The organism is Mesotoga sp. H07pep.5.4 (assembly GCF_003664935.1).
Taxonomy (GTDB): Bacteria; Thermotogota; Thermotogae; order Petrotogales; family Kosmotogaceae; genus Mesotoga; species Mesotoga prima.
Genome location: NZ_JFHM01000010.1, coordinates 131,147 through 142,153 on the forward strand (window position 1 = coordinate 131,147; position 11,007 = coordinate 142,153).

Annotated in this window: 10 protein-coding genes; all 10 read left to right on the forward strand. The window is 46.0% G+C overall.

All coding sequences use genetic code 11. The annotated features are described in order from the left end of the window. Positions 1-9: 9 nt before the first annotated feature. From Y696_RS07020 to Y696_RS07065, 10 genes are read left to right on the forward strand one after another with little or no spacing between them, the layout of a single operon-like run. Positions 10-702, forward strand: a complete 693-nt coding sequence (locus Y696_RS07020; protein ID WP_121510068.1) for an RnfABCDGE type electron transport complex subunit B — start codon at positions 10-12, stop codon at positions 700-702. Continuing rightward, complete coding sequence (dxr, locus tag Y696_RS07025) at positions 699-1,829, forward strand: 1-deoxy-D-xylulose-5-phosphate reductoisomerase (RefSeq protein WP_121510069.1); 1,131 nt, start codon at positions 699-701, stop codon at positions 1,827-1,829. The genes Y696_RS07020 and dxr overlap by 4 nt, the downstream gene beginning before the upstream one ends. After that, positions 1,820-3,331, forward strand: a complete 1,512-nt coding sequence (locus tag Y696_RS07030; protein ID WP_121510070.1) for an RIP metalloprotease — start codon at positions 1,820-1,822, stop codon at positions 3,329-3,331. Before dxr ends, Y696_RS07030 begins: the two co-directional genes overlap by 10 nt. Continuing rightward, the gene (gene ispG, locus Y696_RS07035) at positions 3,328-4,371 is read left to right on the forward strand and encodes a flavodoxin-dependent (E)-4-hydroxy-3-methylbut-2-enyl-diphosphate synthase (RefSeq protein ID WP_121510071.1); all 1,044 of its coding nucleotides are present in this window, start codon (positions 3,328-3,330) and stop codon (positions 4,369-4,371) included. Before Y696_RS07030 ends, ispG begins: the two co-directional genes overlap by 4 nt. Further along, on the forward strand, positions 4,368-5,315 hold the full coding sequence (locus Y696_RS07040; protein ID WP_099771342.1) for an L-lactate dehydrogenase: 948 nt from the start codon (positions 4,368-4,370) through the stop codon (positions 5,313-5,315). Before ispG ends, Y696_RS07040 begins: the two co-directional genes overlap by 4 nt. Then, positions 5,312-6,385, forward strand: a complete 1,074-nt coding sequence (locus Y696_RS07045; protein WP_099771343.1) for a DUF4384 domain-containing protein — start codon at positions 5,312-5,314, stop codon at positions 6,383-6,385. The genes Y696_RS07040 and Y696_RS07045 overlap by 4 nt, the downstream gene beginning before the upstream one ends. Positions 6,386-6,416: 31 nt before the next feature. Further along, positions 6,417-7,298, forward strand: a complete 882-nt coding sequence (locus Y696_RS07050; RefSeq protein WP_099771344.1) for a DMT family transporter — start codon at positions 6,417-6,419, stop codon at positions 7,296-7,298. After that, positions 7,295-7,957, forward strand: coding sequence for a response regulator transcription factor (locus tag Y696_RS07055; RefSeq protein WP_099771345.1), 663 nt, complete (start codon positions 7,295-7,297; stop codon positions 7,955-7,957). Before Y696_RS07050 ends, Y696_RS07055 begins: the two co-directional genes overlap by 4 nt. Then, a complete protein-coding gene (locus tag Y696_RS07060) occupies positions 7,947-9,224 on the forward strand; it encodes a HAMP domain-containing sensor histidine kinase (RefSeq protein WP_121510072.1) in 1,278 nt (425 codons plus the stop codon). Before Y696_RS07055 ends, Y696_RS07060 begins: the two co-directional genes overlap by 11 nt. After that, the gene (locus tag Y696_RS07065; protein ID WP_121510073.1) at positions 9,221-10,735 is read left to right on the forward strand and encodes a 1-acyl-sn-glycerol-3-phosphate acyltransferase; all 1,515 of its coding nucleotides are present in this window, start codon (positions 9,221-9,223) and stop codon (positions 10,733-10,735) included. Before Y696_RS07060 ends, Y696_RS07065 begins: the two co-directional genes overlap by 4 nt. Positions 10,736-11,007 lie beyond the last annotated feature (272 nt).

Below are 11,007 nucleotides of genomic sequence, written 5' to 3' on the forward strand. Positions count from 1 at the left end.
GTGTTTTCGATGACAATAGTCTATTCAGTTCTCTTTATGTCACTACTGGGGGTAGGTGCAGGTATTTTTCTAGCATTCGCTTCGGCAAAATTCGCCGTCAAGAAAGATCCAAGAATAGCGCTTATCGAAGCTTCATTGCCTGGTGCTAATTGCGGTGCCTGCGGCTTCCCGGGATGCGCAGCCTTTGCCAAAGCTGTTGCTGAAGGTAAAGCCTCTATCGAAGGATGCATTCCAGGTAAACGCTCTGGTGTCCCTGAAAAGCTAAAACTCATTATGGAGACAGATGTCGACACACTCATCGCCTTGTTCGACGAAAATGAAGAGGATGCAGAAAAAACTCTTGAGAAGCTACTAGCTTCTTCAGGAAGAGCCGTCAAAGCCGCTCCACCAAAGATTCAAAGGCCAACGCAAGAAGAAATCGATAGTTATAAGGAAAAACTCAAAGAAAATCCAAGGGCAGCCGTTATTTTCGCAGTTCTTCCCAACATCAACTGCGCCTTGTGCGGCTCGCCAGGATGTGCTGCCTTTGCCATTAAGGTTGCCAATAAAGACGAAGACATAGCGAAATGTGTTCCTGGAAAGCCCCAGAATGTCTCGCAAAAGGTTGCCAAGATCATGGCGTTATCTGAAGCTGAACTTCAGAAGATCATCGAAGAGACATCAGGTGAACCGGCCGAGATAAAGAAGAAGTTTGCATCATGAAAAAAAGGCTGGCCATTCTTGGCTCAACCGGGTCGATAGGATCACAAACACTCCAAATAGCAAATCGGATCGAGAATATTGAGATTGTGGCCATTTCCTGTGGCCACAATCTTTCTCTTTTTTCGAAGCAGCTTTCTGAATTTCATCCGCCCTTTGCCGCTTCACTAAAGAAAAGCGATAGCCTTACAGATTCCTTTCCCGAAACTTTATTCTTCCACGGGGAAGAGGGGATCGAGAGAATGCTTGAGAAATCGAGACCCGATTATGTTTTGCTGGCTGTGAGCGGCGCCGCAGGTCTAAGATTCAGCCTGAAGGCCATCGAAGTCTGTCACAGGCTTTGCCTAGCCAATAAAGAATCTATTGTGTGTGGAGGAGATCTTCTCCTGAAAGAGTGCGCCAGAAAGGGCGTCGAACTGATTCCTGTCGACTCGGAGCACAGCGGCCTTTTTCAGCTCCTCGATGGTTCACGCCGACCGAAAAGAATTATAATAACTGCTTCGGGCGGGGCATTAAGAGATTGGCCCTTAGAAAGGATACAAAATGCAACGATAAGAGATGTTTTGAGGCATCCCGTCTGGTCAATGGGAAACAGGATAACGGTCGACAGTGCCTCCATGGTCAACAAGGGACTTGAAGTGATTGAAGCCAAATACCTCTTTGGATTTGAAACTAATGAAATTGACACATACATATGCAGAAACAGTTTTATTCATGCTGGTATCCTTTATAGCGATGGCGTCTTGAAGTTACACACTGGCATACCAGACATGAGGATCCCGATCGCCTACTCGCTTACATATCCTGAAAGAATTCAAACCATTCCCGAGCAAAGTATTGTCGATGTCCCCATGATTCTTGAAGAGTTACCAAAAGAGAGGTTCCCTGCTCTAACGCTTGCGAGGGAGATCTGTGGAGTAGTGAGTAAACAGATTGCCTATAATGCTGCAGACGAAGTTGCCGTCGAAGCTTTTATGAATGGCCGGATGCCTTTTGGAGGTATTTACAATATAATTGAAAAGACGGTAGAAAGAACCGCTGATCAAAATCCGGTCGACTACAGTCAAATAATCGAGACTGACAGCGTTGCAAGAAAGTTAGCTCAGGAAGAGGTGGATAGATGTTATTAGCAATAATATACTTTCTTCTAATTCTGACGGGAATAGTAGTTGTCCATGAGCTTGGTCACTACATTTTCTCGAGGCTTTTTGGAGTAAGAGTTCTTGAATTCGCAATTGGAATGGGCCCTAAGCTCTGGTCGAAAAAAGGAAAGAAGACGACCTTCAGGATCAATGCATTTCCAATCGGCGGTTACGTGAGACCTGCAGGTGAAGACTTGGATAGTATCGACTCCTCGATTCCGGACAGTGAGCAGATTCAGAACAAACCCGCCTGGCAGAGATTCATTATTTACTTCGCCGGTCCAGCTTTCTCTTTACTTCTGGGCTTTCTAATTCTCTCTCTTGTCGCAGTAATATGGGGCTTTCAAGAGGTCAAGATCGATAAAGTCGAACCTGGTTCTCCTGCAGCAGTTTCCGGAATGATGCCTGGAGATCGAATCGTTTCAGTTAATGGGAAGACTCTCATCGACAATACACGTTTGAGTGAAGCAGTAGCAAAAGGCGAGAGAATAGATCTTGTTGTGAACAGGGAAGGTAAGGAAATCGAGATAGCTATAATACCTGAACTTCTTCCCCAGGAAGCCTTCTTTGTTATCGGAGGTGTTTCAGGAGAACCAGGCGAAGTTCTTTCTTCAATAAACGGCGGAACCTTCAACGGCGACTATGTTGGATATGGAAGCGTTCTTTCACCTGAGAGTTCTATAAAACTCGGGTTCGAAGATGGCTCTACATTGTCGGGAACGCTCCTCACTTATTCGCCTGCCGAGGAACGTTACGCAATGGGCATCTATTACGCGAACTTCAAACCTCAACTTGCCATTGACCACGGACAGTTTAGAGAAGGAGACACACTGCTTTCCGTCAACGGTATGAAGACTGAAACAAGTTATGATCTAACCACGATGAGTCAGTTGCTGTCTCTGAAGCCCGACGAGCTCTTGATTCAGTTCACCGGGAAAGAAATCTCCTTTGCCGAATTTGGCTTTCCCGACGAATTCGTTGTTTCTGTTGAACGGAAAGGTCAATTAATAAATATGACAGTGAGTAAAAACGAGATGATAGCACTGGTCGAAGAGGCGGGAGCCTTTGCTCAAGGAAGCAGTTATTGGTACCCCGATACTGCATTGGAGGCGGCAGGTCTCGGCATTCAGTGGGCAAACAATCTCTTGATAACTCTGGTTAAGGTAGTAGGAAGCCTCTTCACCGGGGGAGCCAACATCAACGAATTCACCGGCCCCATTGGACTGGTAACCATAGTTGATCAGGCGGTCAGTCTTGGATTAAGAATAGTTCTTTACCTGGCTGGATTCATATCTCTCAACCTGGGAGTAATAAATCTGATTCCCTTTCCGGCACTAGACGGTGGAAGAATGTTGCTTGCCCTCATTGAAATGATTACAAGAAGAAGGCTCGATCCAAAGATAGAGGGTCTGATCAATGTGATCGGATTCATGGTCTTGATGGGGTTCATGATTTACATTACTTTCATTGATATCGGTAGGTGGCTATGAGCGGGGTCGTTCGCGTTGGAGATGTTCTGATAGGTGGAGGAAATCCAATCACGGTCCAATCAATGACAAACACCAAGACTTCGGACGTAAACAAAACTGTTGACCAGATCAAAAGGCTCGAAGATGCAGGTTGTGATCTGGTGAGGGTATCAGTTCCAGACTTTGAGTCGGCATCCGCACTGAAGGAGATCACTTCTCTAAGCAGGATACCTGTCATAGCAGATATTCACTTTGACTATAGACTTGCCGTAGAATCGATCAAAAATGGCGCTGCAAAGGTGAGAATTAACCCCGGAAACATCGGTCAAGATTGGAAAGTCAAAGAAACTGTGAAGATCGCAAAGGAATATGGCGTTCCAATGAGAGTCGGTGCGAACTCCGGTTCTCTTGACAAGAGATTCAGCTCGTACGAAAAACCTATAGCCCTTGCAGAAAGCGCCCTGGCTCAAGTTAAAATACTTGAGAGCGCGGGGTTCGAAGACATTGTGATATCGCTGAAATCCTCTTCAGTTATTGAAACGGTTGAAGCAAACAAATACCTCTACAACAAGACCGACCACCCACTTCATCTAGGTGTTACCGAAGCGGGCTTTGGTTTGGACTCGACGGTCAAGTCGTCAGTCGGTATTGGCACGCTCTTGCTCGACAAAATTGGAGATACAATTAGGGTTTCAATGTCGGGCGACCCTGTTCAGGAAATCGAGGTCGGGTTGAGCATTCTCAGGTCGCTAAAACTGAGAAGGGGGGTCGATGTGATTTCCTGTCCAACCTGCGCGAGAACGGAAATAGATGTCGAAGCTCTCGCCAGAAAAGTCAAGAGTTGGGTCGGTAACACAGATGCAGACCTCTCGGTTGCAGTGATGGGCTGTGTGGTCAATGGAATCGGAGAGGGCACTGAAGCAGACATTGGGATCGCTGGAACGGCTTCAGGCGGAGTGATTTTCGTGAAGGGTGAAATCGTTGAAAAAGTAGAAAGGACAGACCTTGAAGTGAGATTCCGTCACTGGTTCAAGACGGTCTTGTCAGGAGGAGTTGGATGAAAGTAACGATAGTCGGAGCCGGTATGGTGGGCTCTTCAATAGCTTATGCGTCCATGATAGAGGGTATTGTGAGAGAGATAGCTCTTGTTGACATAAACAGTGAACTTGCCAAGGGTCAGGCAATGGACTTGAGTCATGGCAATGCCTATGTTAGACCATTGAGAATTCATGGCGGAGATTACGATGTCTCTTCAGACTCGGATGTAGTCGTAATAACGGCCGGTAGACCTCAAAAAGGAGGAGAGAGTCGCCTACAGCTTCTAAAGGACAACGCAAGGATAGTGAAGGAAGCGGTGGCTAAATCTCTTTCCTACAGCAAAGAGCCAGTTTTCATAATCGTGACGAATCCCGTCGACGTTCTTACATGGGTGGCATGGAAAGCGTCCGGTTTACCAAGAAACAGGATAATAGGCTCTGGGACGACTCTAGATACGGCAAGGCTCAGACAGAGTATTGCAGACCACTGCCAGCTTGACCCAAGAAACGTACATGCTTATGTTCTTGGTGAGCATGGTGACAGCGAGATCGTCAACTGGTCTCACGCAGACATTGCGGGAATTCCTCTAACCGACTTCTGCAGAAATTGCAGGAGAGACTGCGAGGCTGACCTCTTCAAGAAGCTTTTCGAAGAAACTAAAAATGCTGCTTACAGAATTATAGAAAAGAAGGGTTCAACATTTTACGGAATAGGACTGGCTGTATCAAAAGTGCTTTCAACAATTTTCAACAACCAGCATTCAGTTCTAACAGTTTCCACCGTTCACCCGGAGTTTGAAGGTCTGAAGGATGTTCCTTTCAGCGTTCCCACCATACTTGGCAGAGAGGGAGTTGAAAGGATTCTGAAGGTAGGCCTATCGTCAGAGGAATTAAAGGGACTATCAAACTCAGCAGGAGTTATCGCCAATGCCATAAAAAGCCTAAGGGATGAGGAGGGATTAGCGTGAAAAAGGCTTTGCTCTTAGCAATTGTATTCTTAAGTGTTTCTCTTTTTGCAACCTCGGTTTCGTACGATCCACAGGGGCTGATGTTCTTGAGCAGACCAGGGGCGAGTATCAATGTTAACGTGAGTCTGAACAAAGGTATGGGATCAACTTATTATGGCGGTGAATCGCTCGGACTATCTTTTTCAGTAGATAGAAGTGCTTACGTGGCCGTTCTCGACATCGATCCGTCTGGTCAGATTCAGGTTCTATTCCCAAACGTATATGACCAAGACAACTATGTGCAGGGTGGAAGAACCTACACCTTGCCGACCGACAAAGCTACAACGAGGTACAATCTACAGGTCCAGTCACAGAGAGGAAGAGAGACAATCGTAGTCGTTGCTTCCACATCTCCGTTGAACTTCCTGGGCAACGTCTTCTCTCTCTTCGACAGATATCCGTTTCCCTACTTGAGTCAGAGCATCAACAACCTTTCGGTAGTTATCGATCCGGTTTTCAACACAAGCTGGGGATTGGGCTACACCTACTTCTACAACAGCTATGTTCCTTTCACAGTAAGAACAACGATAAGCGCAGACAGAAAGGATGCCAACGTCTACGTCGATGGAATGTTCATGGGCAAATCCCCGGTTACGACAACACTCGAAGCCGGTCCTCATACTGTGTATGTATACACGGAGAGGAACCTTGTTTATGGTCCTGCGACGATAAATGTCCAGCCCGGGTCAAGCGATTTTTATTTCTCACTACTGCCAAATTACGTTTACGGTTATCTGGAAGTCACATCGATTCCCGACGGACAGGTGTACGTAGATGGACAATATGCCGGCGACACTCCATACAAGGATTTCGAGAAAGTGGGGAGTCATACAGTAACCGTTTCCAAATGGGGTTATCATGACTCGAAGCAAAACGTGTACATAAACAAAGATATGGTGACCTCAGTCAGTTTCACTCTAACCGAGAAAACCGAAGAAGAGAAGAAAACCGACAACATTATTCTCTTCTCCGTAATTGGAGTGCTGATAGCGGGAATTGTCATTGCAGTGATACTCGGCGCATCCGATTAAGAGCCCCCCGAAGGGGACGCTTCCAGGTTAGATGAAGCTAAAGTCGAAGGCATACGTAAATCTATTACTCGTAGTAATATTCTGGGGATTGACCTTTCCGGTACAGAAGAACATACTGGAGGGTCTATCCCCGGTATTTTATAATGCGCTTCGTTTTTCGATCGCTCTCTTGGTTCTGATTCCCCTGAGAAAGAAGCTCGGCCTCAAGATCACAAATAAGAGCCTTACTCAAGGTTTGATTTTGGGACTTTTCCTTTCGGGAGGATATGTTTTTCAGACGTGGGGGCTTGTCTATACAACCGCATCCAAGAGCGCTTTTATTACGTCTCTTTACGTTGGTTTGGTCGCAATCATTGGTCCCGTTGTAGACAGGCGAATCCCCAGCCGCTATCAGATTCTTGCTCTGGGGGTATCATTAATCGGCTTGTATTTTCTTACAACACCCGAGACCGGATTCAACTTTGGTGACCTGCTAACCGCTCTTTGCGCAGTTTCTTTCGCCCTGCATGTCGTTTTGATCTCTTATTTCACCCAGAAGGAAGATGTCGACGAAATGGAGCTTCTCGTTCCTCAATTTGTCGTAGTGCTTCTTGTCAATATGGCGCTGATTCCTTTCGTCAAAGGAAGTGTGTTTATAAACGGTTCAATACTCTTTGTTGCGCTGTTTTCTGCAGTTTTTGCAACTATCTTCGCGGTTGCAGTGCAGTTGAAATATCAGAGGTTTCTCGGTTCCGTAGGAGCCTCTCTGATCTACGTAGGTGAACCAGCCTTCGCACTGTTCTTTGCAATGATCATACTGAGAGAGATTCCGGGTAAAATGGAAGTGGTGGGTTTGCTTCTCATGACTGCTGGAATGGTATTTGGAGGGATCTCGTCCTTCGTAGTGCGAGATAGGAGTGTGAAGAAGGGTTGAAAGGAAGGATAATGGTCGTTGAAGACGATATACATATTGGAAAATTGCTTCGTATGGAGCTAGGCCATGAAGGATACGAAGTAGAAGTTTTGACCGATGGAAAGGAAGCGCTAAAGCATCTAGAAAAAGAGCTTCCAGATCTTCTTATCCTTGATGTGATGCTTCCCGGTTTGGATGGTTTCTCGGTACTGGAAGAAATCAGAGAGTATATTTCTACTGATCTTCCCGTTATAATGCTTACCGCTAAAGGTGAAGTTAAGGACAGAATACGAGGTTTGAAGAGCGGTGCAGATGATTACTTGCCGAAACCATTTGTAATTGAGGAACTTCTGGCCAGAATCGAAGCAGTACTTAGACGCAAAGGGAAAGTGGAAAGGATCAGCTACTTCGAAATCACCCTCGATATGCAATCTCGTGAAGCCTTTCTCAATGGAGAACCTCTGCAGTTAAGCAAGACCGAGTTTGATCTGCTAGCAGTTCTGCTGTCGAACGCTGGAATTGTGATGTCAAAGGAAAGATTACTCGAAAAGGTTTGGGGAAGCGAGGACTGGGGCAACCCCAATGTTGTGGAAGTATATATTAACTACTTGCGTAAGAAACTGGGAAAGACGGGCGAAAGAATAAAAACGGTGAGGGGCTCTGGCTACGTTGTCAGATAGAAGGAAACTCTCTACAGCGACTCAGGTAGCCATCTACTCGGTGGTTCTGATCGTATCTATTCTATTTGCCTCGGCCATATTTGTTTATGGAGTCTCAGAAAGTGTCTTCATTCGAAATTACTCCGCGGAGATGAGAAAGATCTTCATGGATTCACCCATGGGCAAAGGGTTTAGGTATGGCGTGGGAAGAATGGCCATAGGCAGAGGAACTACAGAGTTTTACGTGAGCGTTGATGGAAACGTGGTTCAGAATCCAACAGGACTGAGCAGCGTTCCGGATGTTGAGGGATATGTAAAGACGAGGATAGATGGCAGCTCCTATCTTCTCTATGGATTCTTGAACGGAGAGGAAAAAGTGATTCTCGGTGCAAGGATGGACGATCTCGATTTCTTCCTGGATAGTCTCGCCACCACTCTCCTTCTTTCAGTCTTGGTTGGTGTTGTTCTTTCAATCATAGGCGGCTTCTTCCTTGGAAGCAGGGTCTCTAAACCAATCAAAGAAACTTCACGTCTGTTAAAGGAGATAACGCTGGATGATCTTTCAAGAAGACTGGAAAGCGATCCGAAGACTTCCGAACTTGCCGAACTCAAAAAAGCACTGAATAGAGCTCTAGACAGAATTCAAGATGGATACACCAGGCAGGAACAGTTTTCATCAGACATTGCGCATGAGATTCGCTCTCCACTGACTTCAATCCTTGGCTTCTCGAGACTGATTCTTCGCTGGGGTTCTGACGACCCGGAGGTTGTCAAGGAAGCCGCTGAAAGTATTTCCGACACAGCCACCAAGATGATGACAATTACTGAATCTCTGCTTTTTCTCTCGAGACCCGAGATCGAACTAAACGAAACAAGTTTCAATCTCAGAGAACTGGTACTCGAGATCACCAATAGCGTTCCAGCCGATCAGTCGGCAGAGATGAAGATTGAGATTCCAGATATCGAAGTCCGAACCGATAGAGTTCTGCTTAAGATAATTATAAAAATTCTTGTTGAAAATGCCTTGAAGTTTGGAAAGAATGGCCCGATAGAGATCGATTGGTCAGATGGTACGCTAAGTGTTAGGGATCATGGAATGGGAATCAACGAGGATGAAAAAGAACGAATATTCAACAGATTCTACAGGAGCGACTCTTCAAGAGGTGGTGAAGGTCATGGATTGGGTCTTTCCATTGCCAGCAAGATCTGCAAGGTGTTGAAACTTTCGATTGATGCAGATAATTGTGAGGATGGAGGAGCAGTATTTAAAGTGGAGGGATTAAGATGAGAATAGCGATATCGGTTGCTGAGCTGGCAGTAACCTGGATAATAATTCCCTTTCTCCTCTTTTCCGGAGCACCGTTTTCAGCGGGATTAGGATTGACGATAGTCGGTTCGATTATCGTTATTTTATCTCTTCTTCTAGCGATCTATTCTGCCCTTGTGGTATATTACTGGTCTGGAAGACTGCCGACCGTTATTTATGGGCCCGAAAAAACCGTTCAAAGCGGCCCATACAGATTTGTTCGCCATCCATTCAACCTGGGTTACATACTTTTCCTTTTTGGTCTTGGATTGTTGAGCGGAAACTATTGGACGCTTCTTTACGTTGCAGTCATAGGCGCAGTGATAGTTGTGTATTCTTTGCTCCAAGAAAAACTCGCTCTGAAAAGAATTGAAGGCTACGAGGACTATAAAGAGAAGATACCTTTCATGATCCCAAATCCCGGAAGAAAGATACCCTTTGATAAATCGACATCAATTCCCTGGCAATTCATCGTGGCATCATTCGTTGTGAAGCTGGTAATTCTGATTGTTCTACCCTCAAAGGTGAAGAATGCAAGGGTACTCAGAGAAAAGAAACCCTTCGTTCTCGCTCTTGCTCACCAAACTCATTTCGACGGTCCTCTTATCTTCTACTCGACATGGCGTTACCTGAGATTCGTAGGCACCGCAATCTACGTTGATAGACTCGGGTTGCTCAACTGGCTCGCCGTAATTCCTGTCAGAAGATATGCTGTCGATACATCCGCCATAAGACAGATGCTTTCGACAATAAAACAGGGAGTTCCACTGGGAATTGCACCTGAAGCAGCACGATCATGGGACGGCAGACTCCTACATACAAAGAGAGAGATATGGAAGCTTTTCAGGATGTTGAAAATCCCGGTAATCCCGGTGAAGTTTTATGGAGTACAGAGACTTTGGCCTAGATGGGCAAAGATTTTTGCATTGGGGACTTCGACCGTAGAATTCGGTGATCCGGTCGAAGCAGATGATCCCCAGCTAGAAGAAAAAGTCATGGGCTTCCTCGCCAAGGAGGATCCAACCTTCAAGCTTCCTTACCGAAACTACAAACGTATAGAAAAGCTGATCTGGCGCTGTCCAAGCTGTGGCGCCGTTGCCTCTATCAACGGCTTCAAAACTGGCTTCTCATGTTCTTCGTGCGGAAAAAGCTGGACCAAGCCAACTGTAAACGAAGTAATTCAACTCCACGACAGGATAATGCCTGGAAGCATGGGCCTTTCCTTCCCCATAAAGGATGAGGTAATATTCAATGGAGAGAGGGTAACGGCAAACATGTACGAGGACCACGCGATGATCGGAGACTACAGGCTGGATTATAGCGTCGTAAAGAACTCCAGTATAGAAAAAAGTATAGAACCGGTTTTTGGGATTGCAAATGAAATGGTTAGTTTCGTCTCTACGACCAGCGCTTTAATGTGGCAGGAAGTGGTAGACTTCCAGATCAAATTCAGACTTAAGAAAGAGAACTATCACACCGATCTCTGGGGATAGCTCCCGCGATGTAATTGCTGATTGCGTGGTTGCGGGTTCGTGGTAGGCGGTCGGAAGAACAAAGAATCAGTTCCAAGTTCCAAGTTGTGAGTTGTAGTGTGCCAAGAAGGCGAAGAAGGAAACTTCAAGCCATGCTTAATTGAAGATGAGGGAGGGCCCCTCGAAGCCGCCATGCAGGTGGAGGCTTCAAACCACCGTAAGCTGCTGTGGTAAAGAGCCATGGTAGTGAACGTTACGGGAAAAGGCGGGACAGTGATCCCGTCAGGTGAGTA

What these genes read in the sequence shown, in the direction of transcription:
- Y696_RS07030 (WP_121510070.1), top strand. Translation starts at nt 1,820, where the DNA reads ATGTTATTAGCAATAATATACTTTCTTCTAATTCTGACGGGAATAGTA.
- Y696_RS07020 (WP_121510068.1), top strand. Translation starts at nt 10, where the DNA reads ATGACAATAGTCTATTCAGTTCTCTTTATGTCACTACTGGGGGTAGGT.
- dxr (WP_121510069.1), top strand. Translation starts at nt 699, where the DNA reads ATGAAAAAAAGGCTGGCCATTCTTGGCTCAACCGGGTCGATAGGATCA.
- Y696_RS07065 (WP_121510073.1), top strand. Translation starts at nt 9,221, where the DNA reads ATGAGAATAGCGATATCGGTTGCTGAGCTGGCAGTAACCTGGATAATA.
- ispG (WP_121510071.1), top strand. Translation starts at nt 3,328, where the DNA reads ATGAGCGGGGTCGTTCGCGTTGGAGATGTTCTGATAGGTGGAGGAAAT.
- Y696_RS07040 (WP_099771342.1), top strand. Translation starts at nt 4,368, where the DNA reads ATGAAAGTAACGATAGTCGGAGCCGGTATGGTGGGCTCTTCAATAGCT.
- Y696_RS07050 (WP_099771344.1), top strand. Translation starts at nt 6,417, where the DNA reads ATGAAGCTAAAGTCGAAGGCATACGTAAATCTATTACTCGTAGTAATA.